This window comes from Brevibacillus sp. FSL K6-0770, assembly GCF_038000275.1.
Classification (GTDB): domain Bacteria; phylum Bacillota; class Bacilli; order Brevibacillales; family Brevibacillaceae; genus Brevibacillus; species Brevibacillus parabrevis.
Map to the genome: position 1 here is coordinate 3,880,315 of NZ_JBBOBQ010000001.1, position 19,895 is coordinate 3,900,209.

Genomic DNA, 19,895 nt, shown 5'->3' on the forward strand with positions numbered 1-19,895 from the left:
CCTCCTTCAATGTCCTTTCAGTTCCGGATCGAGCACATCGCGCAGCCAATCCCCGAACAGATTGACACCCAAAGCCGTCATGACAATCGCGACGCCAGGAAACGTAATCAGCCACCACGCGCTGAAAATGTAGTCTTTGCCTTCGCTGAGCATATTGCCCCAGGCTGGCTGCGGCGGCTGGACGCCAAAGCCGAGAAAGCTGATCGACGCCTCGGCAATGATGTAGGTAGCGATCTGCAACGACGACAGGACGATGATCGGCGTAAACAAATTCGGGACGATATGCTTGACGATGATTTCCCAGCGCGGGACGCCTGTCGCCACACAGGACAAAATAAATTCCTTTTCGCGCAACGCCAGCACTTCGCTGCGCACGACACGCGCATAGACGATCCAGCCTGCGAACACGAGCGAGATAATGATATTTTGCAGTCCCGCTCCGATCACGGCATTGATGACCAGTACAAGCAAAATGAACGGGAAGCTCAGCTTGACGTCGACAATGCGCATGATGATGATGTCTGCCCAGCCGCGAAAGTATCCGGCAACGACTCCGAGAATCGTCCCGATCAGTCCGGCGAAAAGGACCGTGCAGCTCCCGATGATAAGCGACACGCTCGTGCCATGAATCAGCCGGGAAAAGATGTCTCGTCCCAACTGATCCGTCCCGAGCAGGTGACCATCCGTCAGCGGCGGCAGCAGCTTTTTGGCAAATTCAGCCTGGTTCGGATCGTAAGGAGCAAGCCACGGGCCGAATATGCCGAGGATGACCACTACGAAAATGATGAGAAAGCCAGCCAGCCCTGTCGGACTTTTGACCAGCCGCCGCATGTAGGTTCGCCACGCTGGCTCCCTTTTTCGGGAAAGTGAGGCAGGGCGTGGATTCGCAGCGGCTTCTGTCAGCGTCGATTGATTCATGCGGCACCCCCTATTTGAAGCGAATTTGCGGGTTGACGTAAGCGTAGAGCAGATCCACGACAAAATTGATGACGGCGTAAATAAAGGCGATCAAAAAGACCCCGGCCATGACGACAGGAAAATCGCGGTTCAACAAAGACTGCATCAATAACCGCCCCATTCCCGGCCAGGAAAAGACGACCTCGACAATCACCGCCCCGCCGAGCAACACGCCCAAATCGAGTGCAACGAGTGTAATAATCGGGATGAGCGTGTTTTTCAGCGCGTACACCGAGAGAATTTTGTAGGTCGGCACACCGGACGCCTTGGCTGTACGGATGTAGTCTTTGCGCAATACATCGAGCATCGTGGAGCGTGTAAACCGGGCAAACCTCGCCACGCTGTACGCCGCCAAAGTCAGCGCCGGGAGAATCAAATGAACCAGGGAGCCGCCCCCGCCTGTCGGCAGCCATTGCAGTTGGACCGCAAACAAGTAAATCAGAATCAGTCCGAGCCAAAAGCTTGGCAGCGCTTGACCGAGCACGGTCGCGGCCACTCCAGCCTGATCGAACCACGTATTGCGCCTGTAAGCGGACTGGATGCCGATCGGGATCGCGATCAAAAGCGACAGCCCGAGCGAGGTAAAGGCAAGCTGAAACGTCGCCGGAATCCGGTTGATCACCATTTGCAGCGCATCCTCGCGCGTCCGCAACGACGTTCCGAAATCGCCCTGGACTGCTTTGGTCATAAACTCGGTGTACTGCACATGCAAAGGCCGATCGAATCCGAGCTGCTTGCGAAACTGTTCCAGCTGCTCGCGCGGGGCATCAGGCGGCAGGAAGAGCGCCGTAGGATCGCCTGACAGCCGAATGATGAAAAAGACAGCAGTCAGTGCCAGGAACAAGACGACTACGACTTGACCCGTTCGTTTGATGACATAATCGAGCATCGTATCCCCCCTTCCATGAGACGGCTTTCGCTTACTGCCCCCACTTCATTTCAAACACGAGGAACTTCTCGTCCGGTCTTGGCGCAAACTGCAAGTTTTTGGCCACCGCGTACAGGTCGCCCTGCTGCCAGAGCGGCACCCAAGCCGCTTCTTCCACCAGACGATGCTGCAGCTCGTCAAACGCCTTCTTGCGCTCTGCCGGATCGAAAATCGGCAACGCTTTTTGAATCATCGCTTCCACGTCTTTGTCGTAAAAGCCGCTGTACGGTGCTTTTTCCGTAAACAAGTTCTCAATCGTTCCCTGCGCGTCAAAAGCAGGTCCCCAGCCGAGAATGAACATGTCCTTCATTTCATGCTGGCGAATTTTCGCGAGATGGTTCCCCCACTCGTTCGCCTGCACGGTTACTTGAATCCCAATCCGTTGCAATTGCGAAGCGATGGCTTGCGCGACGTGCGTATCCATCGGATAGCGGCCGTTCGGCGTATCAAGAGTCAGCTTCAACGTCTTCGGATCGATGCCCGCTTCTTTGAGCAGAGCAACCGCCTTGTCCGGATCGTAGCCGTAATCTTTCGTCTCCGTATAGTCGGCATTGACTTTGGAGAGCGGGCCTGTCATCTTCGTCCCGTTTCCGTTCAGCACGGATTTCAGCAGTTCGTCCACATCAATCGCGTAGTTCAGCGCCTGACGCACACGCTTGTCTTTCAGCGGCCCCTCATAAAAAGTGTTCAGCGCCAAATAGTTGATTCGCGAAGATCCGACCAGCTCGATCTTGCCGTTTTCGCTGCTTTTTACGCGCTCGACCGAGTCGACCGGCACGTTTTTGAACAAGTGAATTTCCCCGCCGAGAAAAGCGGACAGCCGCGCGCTAAACTCGGGAATAATCCGGAAGGTTACCCGCTTGATCGACGGCGCTCCTTGCCAGTATTCTTCATTGGCGACCAGCTTGAGCGAATCGTCCCGCGTCCATTTGTCAAATTTGTAAGCGCCTGTGCCAACCGGGTCGGTAGCCGCTTTTTCCAGGCCGACTTCCTTTGTATGCTTCGGGGCCATGATCAACAAATCATCGGCGACCCTGAGCAAAAGCGTCGGGAATGGCTGCGATGTAATCACTTGAACAGTCTGGTCGTCGATGACTTTGACTTCCTTGACGTCCTTCCATCTGGAGCGGTAAAACGAATTGTTTTTTTCATCCAAAATGTAGTCGATATTGAATTTGACCGCCTCGGCATTGAACGGCTCGCCGTTCGTAAATTTCACCCCTTGGCGCAGCTTGAACTCCCATGTGAGCGGGTCGATGTTTTTCCATTCCGTTGCAAGGACCGGAATCAACGCGCCTTTTGCATCTCGGTCGATGAGCGGATCGTATATGTTGCGAATTTGAATATCTGTCACGTAGTTCACGTCCGTATTCGCCAGCATCGTGGCAGCATCTGCCTCGAAGCCGATCACCAGCTCTTCGGGAACGGAAGCGGGGGCTGCGGTGTTTTCGGTTCCGCCTGCAGGCTGTGGAGTGGCTGGCGCAGTAGGCGTGGTGCCCGCCGTCTCCGGTGTGCAGGCGGCGAGCAAAACGGTAAAACAGATGAACAAGAGCAGAAACAAATGATTTTTTCGTAACATTTTCATCCCCCTCGTCTTGTATTTCGGAGTGATATAACGAAAAATTCCGAATTAACTTACATTTTAACAAAGTGACTGTTTCTTGCTACGTATGTTTCTATGAATTTCGCGAGGAAAACTTGTAAGTTTTAACGAAAAAAGCGAGACCGCCATAGTCATTGCCCCCGGGATTTTCTATAATGAAAGTTGGATGAAGCTTCCATAAGCGATTATCAAAATTTTGCAAACAAAAGGGTGGCCCTATGAAACGAGAGCTGAGTCACAGACAGTTGCAAATGCTGATTCAAGTGTCCAACGCGATCAACTCTACCCTGAATCTCGATATGGTCTTCAACACGATTATGCGGGAGACGCTGGCCGTCATCGAAGCTGCGGATGAAGGCTATTTGTTTTTGTACGATCCAGAGGAAGACATGCTCGTCGCCAAAAGCATTTTCTTGCGCAGCAACGACATTCTCTCCGTCGTCCGCCTCAAGCCGGGAGAATCGATGACCGGCATCACTTTTTTGAACAAGGCTTGCACGCATTTCCCTGACCGGGACAGTGTCTATCAGGCTACGCGCACCATGTCACCGGGCAACCAGGCCAGGCTCACGGCAGCCGATCCGATTTTTCCGTACTCAGCTGCCTGTGCCCCGATCATGACCAACGGCGAGTGCATCGGAGTCATCACGCTGGACTGCTTCCACCCGCACAAATCGTTTCAGCCGGAAGATTTGCAGCTTTTGGAGGCGATCTCCCATCAAGCCGCTGTCGCGCTGGAAAAAGCCAATCTGTACCGGGCGCAAGAAAACTCGATTTCCTTGCTGGAAGAACTGAACGTGCAAATGAATCGGCAAAACCAGCTGCTGAACCGCTCGCTGGAAATTCATCAGCACTTGGCGCGACTTGTGTTGCACGGAGAAGGCTTGCAGGCGATCTTTACGTATTTGCATCAGTTGCTGGGAAAAACGTGCCTGTTGCTGGATCAGACGGGTGAACTGATTGTCGCTTCGGTCGAGCCGCTTCCAGCAGCTACGCAAAATCAGCTTGCCAACCTCCGCGCTTTTCTCCACCCGCTGCTCGTCAAGGCGACCTCGCTCCCGCTGCCGGAAGCGCCCCATACCTTGATCGATTGCGTCCTGTTCCCGATCGGGGCGAAAGCGAATTTTCTCGGCTATCTCGTCATCGTCACCACGGAAGCGCTGGAAGAAGTCGATCGCGCAGCTTTGGAGCATGCCAGCACCGTCATTTCCTTTGAGCTGGTGAAGAAACAGGCGATTTTTGAAACCGAGCAAAACTTGAAAGGGCAGTTTATCGAGGAATTGTTTGCGGGCAGGATGAGCGAGCAGCTGACTGAGCAGGCGAAGCATTTGCAGCTGGATGCGAGTCGGCTCTATCAGGTACTGACGATTCATTTCGAAGCAGACAAGCTCGACTTTGCCGAGCTGTACTCTTTGATTTTGACGGTACGCAGACACTTGACACAGCTGGCGGCAGACTTGTTCCTGAAGCGCTTCCCGCACGGCTTGATCGTAGCCAGACACGATCACCTCATTTTGCTGCTGTCCTATCCGCAATCGGTTGCCGAAGCAGAGGCTCAACGCTACTTGAAGGAACAGTGCCAAATGTTTGCCGACTACGTGGCGAACAAAAAGTGGGGGCTGCGTGCAGCCTTTGGAATCGGCAGCGTCAAGCGCGGGCTTTCCGAGGTGTACAAATCGTCGGAAGAAGCGGTCAAGTGCCTGCAATTTTTGAAAAATTACAAAACAGGCTCGTCCTACATCAGCTACAGCGAGCTGGGAGGCAAGCGCCTGCTCTTGCAAAACAGTGCGGACGAGCTGACCGACTACGTGCTGGAAGTATTGGGGCCGCTCCTCTCCTATGAAAAATCGCGCAAACGGGAATTTTTGCAAACGCTTGCTGCCTATGTAGCCAACAGCCTGAAAATGAAAGAAACGGCGCAAAGCTTGAACATCCATCTGAACACTCTTATTTACCGGATCAGGCGCATCGAGGAAATACTCGGTATCTCGCTGGCTGTCAACAAGCACTTCATGGACGTCTGTCTCGCGATCGAAGTGTACGGGCTGCTGGAGGTGCAAGTCGAGCAGCGGATGAGTCAGTTGCTTTCGCCTGCCCGTTAGTGTGGTTGGTGTGCCTGTCATGGTTGATTTGCTATGAAAAAAAGCGAGAGTCTCGCTTCTGAGCTGCCCTCTGTAAAATAGACAGGAAATAAAAAACACGTTAAGTAACCTGAGTCTGTCCGTCTGTATGAATCACGAACTCAGGTTACTTCATTTTTTCTAGAAACGCTTACGGTTGTAGGTTCAAGGGGGAAATAAAGGTGAACAAACTATTATCAGCCCTATTTACTGCTATTTTTTATTGTGCCTTGTTGGCTTTTATAGAATACACTCCAATGAATATGCGCGAAGCAAATACATATTACTTTTCATACTTTAGTTTACTGCTTATATATCTCACATACTCGGTTCCGTTTTTGATAATCGTCGGGATACCTTTCTCCATCTTCATTGAGAAAATGGAAAGTAGAATAGCATTTACCTCTCTTGTCAAAAGGTATTGGTTTAATGTCGGTCTATATATCCTATCGGGGATTATGGTAGCCTTATTTTTCTCTTTGCTCTCGAAAGGAAACATCCTGTTGAGATTACTCGATTTTGAAGGATTCTTTATTTATATCATTCCCTCAATTCTTTACTACCACTTTTTACTACTTAACAGTCTATGGATCAAAAATTAATTTGTCAGGAAGACAGGAAATAAAAATTCATGAAGCAACCTGAGCTCAGCATTCGTCGAACTCAGGTTGCTTCATGTTTACAGATACAATCATCCATCGCAAGCTTCAAGTCATACTTTTTTACAAATGCGTCACTTGTCGAACTGACGAACTAATGCCCCACCATCCAAGGCCGCTTGCTCCCGTGCTGGCGAGCAGGTGCGTGCTGCCCGTGGGCATGTCCGTGGCTGCATCCCGCTCCGTGATGTCCATGCGACTCTTTTTGCACCACTTTCGGTTCCACGCCGCGCTCGATTCTTTGCCGCAGTGCTTGTGGCGTAAAAATCAGTCCCGGAGCGGAATACAGCCGCTTTGACTGCTTTTGGCATTCCGGGCAGTCGACGCAATCAGTCACTTCGCTTATTTTCAACCATTGGATAAACGGGCCGCATTGTTCGCACAAATAGTCGTATCTCGGCATCGTCTCTGCTCCTTTTTCGGCAATTTTTCCGCTCGGTGGTCGCCTTTTACCTCGGCAAAATATCGCGGTCGAAGATGCTGGTCGGGATCGAAATCGTGCAGCAAGTGTTCGGAATGTCGACGATTCCGGCGATCCGTCCCTCCACTGGCGCGGTTCCCAGCAGCATGTACGCCTGCTCGCCCGTAAAGCCCATCACGGTTTTCAAATACTCAATCGCGTTCAGGCAAGCGTTGCGATAGGCGACATGCGCGTCCATGTACAATTGCTGTCCGGTCGTCTCGTGTACGGAAATTCCTTCAAACACGAGGTATTCCGTAAAGTGCGGCTCTACCGGGCCTGGCTTGAACACCGGATTGTTGATGATGTTGTACTTCGCCATGCCCCCCTTGATCACGTCGACATGCAAGTCGAGCCAGCCCGCCATCTCGATGCCGCCGCAAAACGTAATTTCTCCATCCCCTTGCGAAAAGTGCAGGTCGCCCATGGACAGCTTCGCGCCTTCCACATAGACAGGGAAGTAAATTCTCGTCCCTTTGGACAAGTTCTTGATATCGCAGTTGCCGCCGTGCTCGCGGGGAGGCACGGTACGAGCCGCTTCCCGCGCAATTCGCTCAAACTCGGCTCCCTTCAAGCTGCCCAAAACAGCACTGTGCGGGGTGGGCAGATTCGCCAACGGCGGCACGCGCTCCGGATCGGTCAAGACCAGATCGCGTTCTCTGCGGTTCCAGCGATCCAGCAGCTGATGAGACGGCGCCGTTCCAATCAGGCCGGGATGGAGAATCCCCGGAAATTTGACTCCCGGCAAGTGGCGGGAAGAGGTGTAGATGCCATGAAAATCCCAGATTGATTTCGCGGCTGTCGGGTAGTGATCGACGAGGAAGCTGCCGCCATTCTCCCTGGCGAAAATGCCGTTGAAGCCCCATTCCGATTGCGGCAACGCTCCAATATCCAAAATATCGACGACCAAAAGATCGCCAGGCTGTGCTCCGTTGACCCAAATCGGCCCACTCAGCACGTGCACGCGATTGAGATTGACGTCGCGTATATCTGACGGATCGTCGTTGTTGCTGATTTGTCCATCCGTCCAGTCTTTGCATTCGATGCGGAAAACCGCTCCGGGATTGACGGATACTGTCGCGGGAATGTCAGGATGCCATCGATTGTGTCCGGGTGTATCCTGTTCCTCCATCGGTTTGTTCAAGTCGACGCGAAATAATACTTCTGGCATGCTGCATCCTCCTTTATCTGCTGTAGAATGAGTGCTGCTCAGTGAAGGATGGAAGCAACATGCATGCCAATGACAGAAAATTCTTAAAAATTAACCATTCGCGATTCTTTTGCCTATATTTTCCTGTATACTAAGTGGAGAGCCTGTCGCAAAACAGGTCAGCTTGCGACTGCCCATGCTTGTTTTCCCCTGTTTTCTTTTCGTACACTTGTCCCACAATCGGACAGCCACAATCAACCATTTTACCAAGAAGGGATGCGAGTACCATTACTGAAGCCGGCGTGCTACTCTCGTTAATCGGAGCTTCATCCGTCATCGGGCGTTCGCATCATCGCGCTGTCTCTCACGCACTCTATCACCCTCCTGATTCCTTTTACCAGCACAGATTGCACCACCATTCACACGTGCAAACGATTCTTTTGTCATGCACGGCTCCTGCCTGCTCTTCCTCCGCCATGCCAGACAGCCTTTGCCCTATACACCGCTTACAGCGAATGGAAGAATGGCACAACCCTGCTTGCTCCAAAACACCGCTGCCGTTCTTGTTCACACCAGGTTCAAGCTTTTGTCCGACCTCTCGTCCCAACACACCTTCTCAAGCAAGCAATCTGTCCGAGTCAGCTACTAGCTTGCATGTCGCGCAGCACACTGACACTGCCTCAAGCTTGTCCATCCATCCGCAGCCCGATTGGCGCCGTTTGCTCTTTTTATGGGGAGAAAAAAGCCGCGAGCCGATCCTTGCGCTGGATGCAGCCCGCACGGTCGTGTTCGCCTCCCGCACGGCTCGTGAGCAATGCGGTCTTCACACCGGAATGACGTTGGAAGAACAATGGTGGACTTCCTTGGAAAAAGACTGGAGCATCGAAGAACAGTCCTTGGAGGATGCTGCCGGGACGCGGCTTTATTTGTTGCGCACGCGAACCGCTCCCTTGCCTGCCCGCACAGAACCGCATGTTTTCCCGGCGATCGCCACGAACAGTCCGCTATACCGCAAGCAGTTGCAAACAGCGCGGATTGCCGCGGCTTCGCTTTCCCATACGCTGTTATTGGGCGAAACAGGTTGCGGCAAAGAAGTGTTAGCCAAAGCGATCCACGATTCCAGCCCACGCAAAGACGGACCGTTCATCGCGGTCAATATCGCTTCGCTCCCCAAAGATTTGCTGGCGAGCGAGCTGTTCGGCTATGCAGATGGCGCATTTACGGGGGCAAAAAAGGGCGGGCAAATCGGAAAATTCGAAGCGGCAAACCACGGCACCTTGTTTCTCGATGAAATCGGAGAAATGACGCTTGAACATCAGGTGCTGCTGTTGCGCGTGCTGGAAGAGAAAAAAGTCACGCGGCTTGGCTCCCATACGGAAAAAGAGCTGGATGTGCGGATCATCGCCGCGACCAATCGACTTTTGGAGGAGGATGTGCGAAACGGGTTGTTCCGCGCTGACCTGTTCTATCGGTTAAACGTCCTGCCGATTCGCATCCCGCCGCTGCGCGAGCGAAAGGAAGACATCGCCGCTTTGGCAAAGGAGTTTCTCGGGCAACTGCACGAACAATACAAAGGCGGGCCAAACGCCCTTTGCGAAACGGTCCTGCTCGCCCTGCATCAGCACTCCTGGCCGGGCAATATCCGCGAGTTGCGTAATGTGATGGAACGCGCCTTTTTGCACGCCTTTTCCGAAGCAAGGATTTCCGTCCAACACCTGCCGCCAGAGTGGGCTTGGACGACCAGCACTGAGCAAGCACCGCAGGCAGACGATCCGTCTCCGTTGCTGCGGACGTTGGAGAAGCAAACCATTCTCCAGGCGATTCAGGATGCTCCTTCCATGAGCGCCGCAGCGAAAAAACTCGGCATCGCCCGCAGCACCCTGTATCGAAAAATGGGCGAGCTGGGGATCGGACAGCTGAGCGATAGCCGAGCCTGAAAACGTCTTTTCCATACATGGCGCGCCCGCAAGCCTTAGCAAGATTCGGCCAGGGCGCGCTTGATTATGTCCCTCGCCTCTTGTGCCACCCGTGTATCGCCCGTGTCTTTTGCCTGCCTGTAAATCAACATCGGAATGTACACAGCCATCAGACGAGCCAACAGCTTCGTTTCCTCGTCCACTTCGCCGTATTCACGGAAAAAATCATCCCGCGCCTCTGGCGGCAAAAAGCTGTAGGCGATGTTCAGATCACAGCCGGGATGTCCGATGCACATGTCTCCCCAATCAACGATTCCTGCGATCTGCCCGTTTGGAGTCACCAGCATATTTTTGAAGTGCAGATCGCCATGCATGAACACTTCCTTCGGCTGCAGACGTTTCGCATTCAGGTCGTGCAAGTAATCCATAAGGAGCGATCGGTCGCTTTCCTCGAAAGGCAAGTGCGGATCAGCCAGCAGCTGGACCATTTTTGCTTTTCGAGCCGCAACATCCAGCAAGGCCCGGTGATCAGCAAGCACGCCGTTCTCTTTGGCAATTGCTACGGGGAAGGCATGCAGCCGCTTTAAAAATCGCGCCAGGAGCGGCCCGGATGACGCCCGTTGCTCGTCAGTCAGCCCTACTGGAAACTCTCCCTGCACATACACGTACCCCAAAAACGGCACGGGATACTCGGGCGTCCCTTCCCCGTAAAAAAGCGGCTTTGCATACGGGAGTGTTACGTACGGAGCAAGCTTGGGCAAAAGTCGGCCTTCTCGTCCGATCAGCTCCACGGCGAGTTTTCTGCGCGGGAAGCGAAAGACGTATTTTGCTCCAACCAGATAAACCGTATTGTCCCATCCGTCTCCCAGCCGCTTTACCCGCATGGACGAAAGCGCGGGAAACTGGCTGTAGATCAATGCTTGCGCCAGCTCCTGCGTGACGTCCCACTCCGCTTTCCACGGATTTGCCTGTGTCATTTTTCTCACCTCTTTTTTGGTTGAATAAACTGGCAACATGGCATCCCGCAGGCAAAATAGTCTCACTTGCTGCTAATAGCCACGTGCCAAAGCTTTTCCATTATACGTCAGATGCGAGCGGCATTTGAGTTGTTTTTCCTGTAGATCGCCAGCGGGCTTCTCTCCGGCTGAAGGCAGGTGGAGCGATGGAACGGCGCGCGCGTTTTTGCTCCACCTTGTCTTTGGTTCAGCCTGGTTTTATGGACGATCTACGGGAGAGTGTGACTGTCGTTCTGACCCGCCTATTCCTCCCGGTTCTTTCAAACCATCATCGGGGGCTACACCTTTCGCCTTGACCGCTCTTTCCTCCCGATTCTTTCAAACACCCTTCGGTGGCTACGCCTTTCCGTCTTGACCTCCGATTCAGTCTCTCTCCCAGTTATTTCAAACAACCTTTTAAAGCTATCCCTATCGCTTTGAGCGCTTATTCTTCCCGCTTCGTTTCGATAGAAAGTCCGTCCACATGCTTGCGCGCCATCAGTTTGCGTTTTTTGCGGTTTTCTTTTGTTTCAAACACGATGTCCATGTCGTAATCGTCCGGGTACAGCTCCTTGCCCTCAATGTGCAGGGTGAGACGCTTTTGGTTGATTTTGAATTTCTGATTTTGAATCAGCACGCCCACGTTCCCTTTGCCATCCTCCACCGTGCACACGATACCCGTCCGGCCTAACGAAGACACGAAGACGCAATCCCCGATGGCAAAACGCTTTCTGCCGCTGGGCGCGGGGGGAGGGGAGTCTGCGTGCGACTCTGGCTTTGCTAGTTCTGTGCTGGCTGATCGAGCTGTGCTATCAGACCTTTTTTCGCTACTTGACCGTTCTCCGCTACCCAACCGTTCTATACTACCCAGCCACTCCGATCTACCCAACCATTCTCCACTCCCAAACCGTCCCTCGCTACCCAACAACTCCGATTCTACCGCAACCACCTGTTCGGCAGAACCCATCTGCTCCACCAAAGCTCCCCCAAAGAAGCCTTGCCCTTGCCCTGCCTCCCTCTCCGCTTCCTTCTCCTCGACCCGACGAACAAAATCCTCCCCTCCTGCTTGCCCCACCTCGGAAGCCATCCCCGCTTGCGTCCGGGCAAAACCATGCTGGTTAATCTCTTGCGAACGCTCGATCATGGCTCGCGGAATCCCCAGCTTCATCGCGATTAAAAAGGCATAGCTGTGGCCCGCCTCGCCAATCCGCAAGCGATAGAGCGGCTGCAACGTCTCTTCGTCAAACTCCATGCGCGCATTTTGGAAGCCTGCGGTCGCACTTGCAAAATTTTTGATCTCGTTAAAATGAGTCGTCGCGATCACCGTTGCGCCCCGCTTGTGCAGCTCCTCCAAAATAGCAATCGACAAAGCCACCCCTTCCCCCGGATCGGTGCCGGAAGCCATCTCGTCAATCAGCACGAGAGTCGAATGATCGGTGACCTGCAAAATTTCGATGACGTTGCGAATGTGCGCGGAAAACGTACTCAACGCATGCTCGATGCTCTGCCCGTCGCCAATATCGACGACGATGTTGCGGAAAATGGCAAACTGGCTGCCTTCCTTCACAGGCACCAGCAAGCCCGATTGCACCATCGCGGTCAAAAGGCCGACCGTTTTGAGCGTCAACGTTTTTCCGCCCGTATTCGGCCCGGTAATGACCAGCGTCTGAAAGCTTTTGCCAATCTGAACATCGAGCGGAACCATCTGCCGCCCCATTAACGGATGACGCGCTTCCTTGACGTCAATCCGTCCCTGTTCATTCAACTCCACATTCACTGCGCCCAACGCCAAGGCGTACTTCGCTTTGGCGAACAAAAAGTCGTACATCCCGACTGTGTCCACGTTCACATGCAGCTCTTGCGAAAACTCTTCGGCCACTGCCGACAACTGCATCAGCACTTTCGTCACTTCCCGCGCCTCTTCTGCTTTCAGCGCGGACAGCTCGAACTGCACCGCTCCGATCTCCGCGGGCTCCATATAGACCGTTTGCCCGCTCGCCGATTCGTCCAGCACACTGCCTGCCACTTGTCGGCGATGCTCTTTTTTAATCGGCAGCACGTATCTTCCGTTGCGCATGCTGATCATGTTTTCTTGCAAAATCGAACGGTATTTGTTCATCAGCGTATCGAGCTGCCGTTTGAGCCGCTCTTCGAAGACGACGATTCGCTTGCGTGTTTTCAGCAAATCTTTGCTCGCCGTATCCACCACCTGACCGTGCCGGATGCACTGCTCGATTTCCGTCTTCAACCGACTCAGCGTGTACATCGTCGTCGCGTAAGAGCTGACACGCGGCGCCGCCTCCGCTTTGCTCGCCATGTACTTGGAAAGCTGGGCGCAGCTCACGAGAAACTGATGCAGATGAGAAAAGTCTTGTTCCGTGAACACATACCCCGTTCCCAGCAGGGACAAAATCATCTCCATTCCTTCCAGCGAAGGAACAGGAACGCTCGCCCCTTGCTGCAACAGCGCTTTGGCCTCGGCGGTTTCGTCCAGTTTTTTGCGCAGCACTTTGGCTGAATCGAGCGGCTGCAGCTGTTCGACGTGCTGCCTCCCGGCGTACGATACGGCGTACTCCATCAATGTTGCTTTGATTTTGTCGTATTCCAGTCGTTGCAATGCTTTTTCGTTCAAAGTAACTCGCTCCTTTTGCTTTTATCGTGTATGCCCCTCAACGAAAAAAAGGGCGGAGAATGAACAAACGTCATTCTCCGCCCTCTTTTTGGGTCCATCCCTACCGATGCGCACGCAAACCGTACCCTAACAAGACCGCCAGCCGCTTGATCAAAAAGCAGGCAAACGATCCAAAAAGGGAATAAAAAAACCGCGCTGAACACAGCACGGATTTGGGCGCAATGATAGGTTGAAAACCTGGAGCAGTGATGATATCCGTTGTTCTTAACTAATTCCAAGGCAGGAAATGGGCCAACGCAAATAAACTTTGCAAACAGCGCAAAATTTTGGTGGGATTACTCCTTGCCTTCGATATGGAATTGATCTAGTTAAGAACTACCGCCGACATCAACATCTCTCCCTTGATAAGGTTAGTTTCACTATAGCGCACCGTTCCGGCAGCCGTCAAGAATGACAGCGACCCATCGCTCTTGACTGGCTGTTTCGCTTCGCACTAGGAGCGCAGCCGCAAAAGCTTCGCGGCTTCCTCGTAGCGCTTCTGCCTTTCCCGGTCTTGCTCGGTAGGCACTGCAATCCGCGACAAGTCGAGATTGTCCTCGATGTCGCCCAGCTTCACCACTCGGGCAATCGGGTCTTCGCTGGCCCGCCTGATAAAGTCTGGATAGCTTTCGCCTTCGCGTCTGGTCAGGGCAATCACGGCTGAAACAATCGCTTGGGAAAAACCTGCCGCCCGCAAATCTTCCTCCGTGATCGCCGTGTCTTCCAAAACGTCGTGCAAAACCGCCGCGATTCGCGTCTCGTCCGTCGGCATTTTCAGCATGACCCGCAACGGATGCAGGATGTACGGGTGATTGCCTTTGTCGGTTTGGCCCGCATGCGCTTGAGCCGCAAGTGCAATTGCTTTTTCCACCGTTCCCATCTTCCTCGCCTCCTTGACACTAATAAGCCCTTGTCCTTCTATGAGCAGCGCTCCACCTCAGACCGCCTTTTTCTTCTGAGGGCAAACAGACACAGTCCGTACAGCACAGAAGCTGCCACGCCCATGTAATACATAGGCGAACCTGCGCTAAAAAATACCCCGCCGACCTTCCAGAACAACAAGACGGTCACGCCTATTCCGGCTGCACCGTAAAGAGCCAGCTCCACGAAAACCGCTCCGGCACTCCTGTTCAGACGCAGCAATCGCATCAACCGATCGATCACGAGGGAAGCAGGGATGCCACACGCAAAAACCAGCGGAAAGGTAATCATGGCTGTAGGCAACATCATGAAGCGATCGTGAAAAAAGACGAGTGCGGCACCGAGCGTAAACAGGAAGCTGGTCATCACAGCGGCTATAAAACGGTCTGCCATGACGAAACATCCCCCCCTTCCTACGCCTTGCCTGCTTCCGCCACTGCCAGATTTTCGCGCACAAACAAGTCCGGATACGCCAGCACAAGCCCCTGCTCATCGACCGTGATGTTTTCCACAAATGAACCCGCCCGATACTCAAAGACAGACGAACCCGCATCAGCCGAAAGCAGCGTATATTGCTGCCTCACTCGCCGCCAGGTCAACTCGTAAGCCGAAAAGTACACGACGTCAATCTCCTGCGGCACATGCGGGGCAAATGACAGCCTTCTGATCGGCAGCGTATTCGTAAACGGCGTGCAGGAAATGTCAATATCCACACAGCCCGCCAGTTCGGGGATTGGCTCACCTTCCGCATTTGTCCACTCCCCCTGCCCATCTGACAAAAGGCACAGTCCGTCTGTTTTTCCCAGGTGACGAATCGTTACTTTTCTCGTCGCCCACTTGCTATCCAGTTCAATGACATAGTGGGTTCTCACCCATTCGCCCTGTTCGTTCATCCCCATTACAAGGCTGTCAAAAATCAACCGCTCATTGCTCTCGCTAATTTCCAGATGCTCGAAGCCCGATCCGCTATGCGGCTTCCAAATCACATTAGCAGGCAGCATGCCTATACCCCCGATCACACGTTCTCATTTCTTTCCATCCCCAGTTTACCACGCATTGGATGGAATTGGAATCTAGCAAACACAATTGCGCCCAGCGCAGAATACGCTATTTTCACAAGCAGAAAAAGGAGAAGCCGCATGGAAAAGACTTCATCACCCTTGAGCGAAGCGCAGATGCTATCGATCATCCGCGATGGCCTGGCTCGGACAACACAACCGAAAAAGGTTTTGATCGCAGGTGCTGGCATCGCCGGTCTGGTAGCCGGCTCGCTGCTGAAACAAGCCGGGCATCATGTCACGATCGTGGAAGCCTCGGAACGAGTAGGAGGGAGAGTGCTTACGCTGCGCGCCCCTTTTACAGACGGGCACTACGTGGAAGCAGGAGCGATGCGCATTCCGAACACTCACTTGTTGACGATGGCGTATATAGCCAAATTCGGCCTGCCACTCAACGAGTTCATCAACAGTACGCCGAACGATCTCATTTACGTAAACGGGATCAAAACACGCCGCCGTCTGTACGAGCAAAATCCTGATCTGTTGCACTTTCCCGTCGCTCCGCACGAAAAAGGCAAGTCAGCCGATGCCCTTGCCCTCATGGCCATCCGGCCGCTTATCGATTTCATCAAAAAACATCCCGCCAAGCATTGGCCCATCGTCATCAAGGAATACGACCGCTACTCGATGGAATACTTTTTGCGCCACAATCCGATCAGCACGTCGCTCTCAGCCGCTGCCGTCGACAAAATCAAAGTGATGAGCGGCTTCGAAGGATTCCCGGAGCTGTCTTTTCTGGAGATTTTCCGCGATTTCATCCTGTTCGATACGCCCACCCGCTTTTATGAGATCACGGGTGGATTCGACTTGCTTCCCCAATCGTTTGCCCCCTCCCTGAACGAACGTATCCGCTTCCATCACAAAGTGGACCGAATCAGCCAAAAAGGGCAGCAAATCGCCTTTTCCGGGGTGGACACCGCCACACGAACGCCGTTTGAGCTTACAGGCGACATCGCGATTATTACGATTCCGTTTCCGGTCCTGCAATTTATCGACGTCGAGCCGTCGAACCTGTTTTCTTTTGGCAAATGGAAAGCCATCCACCAGTTGCACTACGTCTCGTCGACGAAGATCGCCTTGCAATTTTCCCGCCGCTTTTGGGAAGAGGCTGGTCTGTACGGCGGGCAAGCGATCTCAGACCTGCCTTTGCGCTTTTCCTACTTTCCAAGCCATGGATTTGACCAGTCTGGCGGAGTCGTTCTGGCGAGCTACACGTGGGAAGACGATGCGCTCCCCTGGCTTTGCCTGTCCCATGACGAAAAAATTTGGCAAGCGCTGCGCCAGCTTGCGGTCCTGTTCGGCGAGCAAGTCTACAAGACGTTTGTGACCGGAGTTACCCATCATTGGCTGCTGCAACCTTACGCGGGTGGCGGCTTCGCCCTGTTCAAGCCGTTTCAGGAGACGGAGCTGTCGGCAGCCTTGACCTCGATGGAAGGACCAGTCATTTTCGCCGGAGAGCATACTTCGCCCGCTTATCACGGCTGGATTCAAGGCGCGATCGAGTCGGGAGTGCGCGCGGCTGTGCAGGGACATCACTCGCGCATCGGCGATTTCTAAATGTCTGAGACGGAAAGCTCGATCAGACCATTTCCTTCTGCCGTTCATCCACCTGCACTCGCACACTGCCCGTCAAAAGCTTTTGCATCAGCTCTTTTTTGATCGCGATGAGCTGTGTTTGTTTGGCCTTTTCCATCGCAAGCTTTGCGAGCACGCTTTTGATCCCGGCCACGATTTTGTGCTGTTCGGTGAGGCTCGGCAAAGGAATCAGGAGCGTCTCCACCCGTTTCAAACCGAGCTTGGGCACTCCCGTCACGCCTTTTAACGCGGCAATCTGTTTCTGGCAAAGCTCCGAGCCAAGGGCAAACATCAAAAAATCAAGGTCGATCCGGTCGGAGGTCGGGGTGATCTTGGCCGCATTTTCTGTCAAAAGAGCGCCGTCCAGACAGTCGGGAACACGGCCCGCCACTCCGAGGTAAATGCCCGCGATCGACAAGTACATATCTTGCTTGGAGATCGTGTAGCGCTTGATTTTGCCGTAAATTTCTTCGCTCACGTATTTGAGCTGTTTTTGGCTCACGGTATAATCGCGAAAATCGGACACGCGGATGTACGGATACGGAGTCTGCTCTTCCAGCAAGCTGTAGCCTTTGGGCACTCTTTTCCCGCCCTTGACTCTGGCAATCTCCTGGAGCTTGACCAGCGTCCAGCTCGCCGGAATCGTTCCCAACTCGGTTTGCCGGAAAGAAGTGTGACCGATTCCACGCGTAAACAGCTGCTGCATCAGCCCTCTTTTCACGACCTCGACTTGTTCGATCATCGCTTCTGTCTTCTCGATCACCCCATCTACTGCGGCGAGAATGGAGGCGATTTTTTGCTGTTCAGCCAACGGCGGATACCAAACCGGAATGGATTCAAGCTGCTTCGTGCTGATATTGAGCTGGGCCACGCCAGCCGCCATCGTCCACACTTGATCGCGAAACCACTTGGAGGTCACCACGTATTTCAAATATTCGCTGTGCAGCAACGAGCTGTCTTTTATTTGCAACCTGCCCACCCGCTGGTTCAATAGCGCGGGGAGGTCGGTCGCTTTGACCTCGGCAAAGTTTTCGATACTGCCTGACATGCCGAGCAGCAGATCACCCGGTTTCAGCAAATACGCCGAGTGCCCAGCCAGAGCAGTCTCGTCCATACATTTGGCCTGTGTCAAGTCCAGGCGGCCGTTCTTCATGTTGCTCATCCGCACGACGGGAACCCCTTCGTCCACGAACGCAGCGGAGGGGAAAGGATAACCGCCCTGGACATGCACAGCCCAGCCGAGCGGCCCTTTTTTCCACTCAGGCATCATATCCCAACTCCTTTAAAAAGCCGAGCATTCTGCCCTCGATCTCGCTGCGTTCTTCCTCCAACCTGCGCAGCTTGACAAGCGCTGCCCCCACATCAATCTGCGCCTCCTGCTCGGACGAGTCGATGTAGCGTGCCAAATTCAAATTATAGTCATTTGCCTGAATTTCGCTGTCGTGGACCAGCCTGCAATACTTCTCGATGTCCACCCCGCGTTCGTAGGCAGACACGATGCTCTCCACGTCGGAATCGCGCAAAAAGTTTTGGTTTTTTCCTTCGTGATAGCCCCCGGTGGCATTCAGGAAAAAGACATGCTGCCTTTTCGCCGCTTCTTTGTTTTTGTTCAACAGCAAAATGCAAGCCGGGATTCCCGTGCCGTAAAACAAATTCGGCGGAAGGGCGATCACCGCTTCCACCAGGTCTTCTGCCAAAAGTCCTTTGCGGATGGCCGCTTCTGCACCGCTGCGAAACAACACCCCGTTTGGCACCACGACGCCTGCCTTGCCGTTTGGGTTGAGCGTTGCGACCATGTGCTGGACGAAGGCGAGATCGCCTTTGTCTTTGGGCGGAATCCCGAAGCGAAAGCGGGACAGTTTATCTGCCTTCGCTTCTTCCTGCCCCCAGTTGCTCAGGCTAAACGGCGGGTTGGCGATCACCCGGTCGTATAAAATCAGCTCTCCGTCTGCAAGCAGCTTCGGCTCGCGAATCGTATCGCCTTTTTCAATCCGGTGGTCGCACAGGCCGTGCAACAGCAAATTCATCTTGCCAATCGCCCACGTCTTCAGATTGCGCTCTTGTCCATGCAGCGCGATACGGCGCGGATTGCCGCCTTTTGCCCGGATGTAGTCGGCCGTTTGAATCAGCATCCCGCCAGACCCTGCCGTCGGGTCACACACGCGCATGCCTTCCTCCGGTTTGATCAGCTTGACGATCAACTCTACCACTTTGCTCGGCGTGTAAAACTCCCCGCCCTTTTTTCCCGCATCGTCTGCAAACTGTCTGATCAAATATTCGTACGCCCGTCCCAGCATATCCGGCTCGGTCAGACTGGCGTTTCCTAAAGAAATCGCAGAAAAGTGCTTGATCAGCTGCTGCAACAGCCGGTCGGGCAAACGTTCGGAATCGTTGTAATCGATCGTCGCCAGCACCCCGGAAAGCGTGGCGTTTTCCTGTTCCAATGCCGCCAGCGCTTCGTTGATTGCCTCGCCGATCCCTTCCGTCACGCTCTGGATTCGCTGCCAGCGAGAGCTTGCCGGAACGACAAACTGGTGAGCGTCATGCTCTGCCTGCCGCGCCTCCTCGCCTGTTGTTGGCGCAATATGCACCTGGCTTTCCTCAAACACATCGTTCAGGCGTTTCAGAAAAAGCAGTCCGAAAATATAGTTTTTATAGTCAGCGGAGTCGATGCTTCCGCGCAAAATATTGGCTGACTCCCACAGGTGAGACTCCAGTTGCGATAGCGTTAGTTTGGACATGCTGACCTCCCGATTTACCATAAAGAACCACTATTCATTCATAGTGGTTCCCTGTCCTCGCATGAGCATAAAAGGGATGAGTTCTGTTGCTCGATTTTCACTTTAGCCGATTTTCCCCATGTTTACTAGCGAACACATTTT

Annotated in this window: 15 protein-coding genes; 3 read left to right on the forward strand and 12 right to left on the reverse strand. The window is 53.5% G+C overall.

Going from position 1 to position 19,895, the window contains the following annotated elements; translation table 11 throughout:
• Positions 1–6: 6 nt before the first annotated feature.
• The 3 genes from NST23_RS18295 to NST23_RS18305 are packed head-to-tail and all read right to left on the reverse strand — an operon-like array spanning position 7 to position 3,464.
• Positions 7–918 (reverse strand): ABC transporter permease, encoded by a 912-nt coding sequence (locus NST23_RS18295; RefSeq protein WP_173599849.1) that lies wholly within the window; start codon positions 916–918, stop codon positions 7–9.
• Positions 919–928: 10 nt separating this feature from the next.
• Positions 929–1,846 carry an ABC transporter permease gene (locus tag NST23_RS18300; RefSeq protein WP_122964892.1) on the reverse strand — a complete coding sequence of 306 codons (918 nt, stop codon included), beginning with the start codon at positions 1,844–1,846 and terminating at the stop codon, positions 929–931.
• A gap of 31 nt (positions 1,847–1,877) precedes the next feature.
• Positions 1,878–3,464, reverse strand: coding sequence for an ABC transporter substrate-binding protein (locus tag NST23_RS18305; RefSeq protein WP_173596981.1), 1,587 nt, complete (start codon positions 3,462–3,464; stop codon positions 1,878–1,880).
• Between the two features lie 242 nt (positions 3,465–3,706).
• On the opposite strand from NST23_RS18305, the gene NST23_RS18310 reads away from it, so the two are divergent.
• Positions 3,707–5,590 (forward strand): helix-turn-helix domain-containing protein, encoded by a 1,884-nt coding sequence (locus tag NST23_RS18310; RefSeq protein ID WP_217022978.1) that lies wholly within the window; start codon positions 3,707–3,709, stop codon positions 5,588–5,590.
• A gap of 771 nt (positions 5,591–6,361) precedes the next feature.
• On the opposite strand, the gene NST23_RS18315 is transcribed toward NST23_RS18310, so the two are convergent.
• Both NST23_RS18315 and fmdA read right to left on the reverse strand, forming a co-directional pair.
• Positions 6,362–6,670: an FmdB family zinc ribbon protein gene (locus tag NST23_RS18315; protein ID WP_173596979.1), complete on the reverse strand. Its 309-nt coding sequence runs from the start codon at positions 6,668–6,670 to the stop codon at positions 6,362–6,364.
• A gap of 46 nt (positions 6,671–6,716) precedes the next feature.
• On the reverse strand, positions 6,717–7,898 hold the full coding sequence (gene fmdA, locus NST23_RS18320; protein ID WP_173596978.1) for a formamidase: 1,182 nt from the start codon (positions 7,896–7,898) through the stop codon (positions 6,717–6,719).
• A 494-nt stretch (positions 7,899–8,392) separates the two neighbouring features.
• Between fmdA and NST23_RS18325 the strand changes: the two genes are divergently transcribed.
• Positions 8,393–9,814 (forward strand): sigma-54 interaction domain-containing protein, encoded by a 1,422-nt coding sequence (locus tag NST23_RS18325; protein ID WP_340964210.1) that lies wholly within the window; start codon positions 8,393–8,395, stop codon positions 9,812–9,814.
• A gap of 35 nt (positions 9,815–9,849) precedes the next feature.
• Here NST23_RS18325 and NST23_RS18330 read toward each other — a convergent pair whose 3' ends face one another.
• The 5 genes from NST23_RS18330 to NST23_RS18350 form a co-directional block, all read right to left on the reverse strand.
• Positions 9,850–10,770: a phosphotransferase gene (locus tag NST23_RS18330; protein WP_122964885.1), complete on the reverse strand. Its 921-nt coding sequence runs from the start codon at positions 10,768–10,770 to the stop codon at positions 9,850–9,852.
• Between the two features lie 463 nt (positions 10,771–11,233).
• Positions 11,234–13,420, reverse strand: a complete 2,187-nt coding sequence (locus NST23_RS18335) for an endonuclease MutS2 (protein ID WP_340964213.1) — start codon at positions 13,418–13,420, stop codon at positions 11,234–11,236.
• A gap of 493 nt (positions 13,421–13,913) precedes the next feature.
• A complete protein-coding gene (locus NST23_RS18340) occupies positions 13,914–14,339 on the reverse strand; it encodes an HD domain-containing protein (RefSeq protein WP_122964883.1) in 426 nt (141 codons plus the stop codon).
• A 38-nt stretch (positions 14,340–14,377) separates the two neighbouring features.
• Positions 14,378–14,773 carry a hypothetical protein gene (locus NST23_RS18345; RefSeq protein WP_280649015.1) on the reverse strand — a complete coding sequence of 132 codons (396 nt, stop codon included), beginning with the start codon at positions 14,771–14,773 and terminating at the stop codon, positions 14,378–14,380.
• A gap of 20 nt (positions 14,774–14,793) precedes the next feature.
• Positions 14,794–15,381: a putative glycolipid-binding domain-containing protein gene (locus NST23_RS18350; protein ID WP_340964216.1), complete on the reverse strand. Its 588-nt coding sequence runs from the start codon at positions 15,379–15,381 to the stop codon at positions 14,794–14,796.
• Between the two features lie 138 nt (positions 15,382–15,519).
• Between NST23_RS18350 and NST23_RS18355 the strand changes: the two genes are divergently transcribed.
• Complete coding sequence (locus tag NST23_RS18355; RefSeq protein WP_340964219.1) at positions 15,520–16,995, forward strand: flavin monoamine oxidase family protein; 1,476 nt, start codon at positions 15,520–15,522, stop codon at positions 16,993–16,995.
• Positions 16,996–17,017: 22 nt separating this feature from the next.
• Here the strand turns inward: NST23_RS18355 and NST23_RS18360 are convergent, their stop codons facing one another.
• Both NST23_RS18360 and NST23_RS18365 read right to left on the reverse strand, forming a co-directional pair.
• Entirely contained in the window at positions 17,018–18,283 is a 1,266-nt protein-coding gene (locus tag NST23_RS18360) for a restriction endonuclease subunit S (protein WP_340964221.1), read from the reverse strand.
• A complete protein-coding gene (locus NST23_RS18365; RefSeq protein WP_217022993.1) occupies positions 18,273–19,754 on the reverse strand; it encodes a type I restriction-modification system subunit M in 1,482 nt (493 codons plus the stop codon). Before NST23_RS18365 ends, NST23_RS18360 begins: the two co-directional genes overlap by 11 nt.
• Positions 19,755–19,895 lie beyond the last annotated feature (141 nt).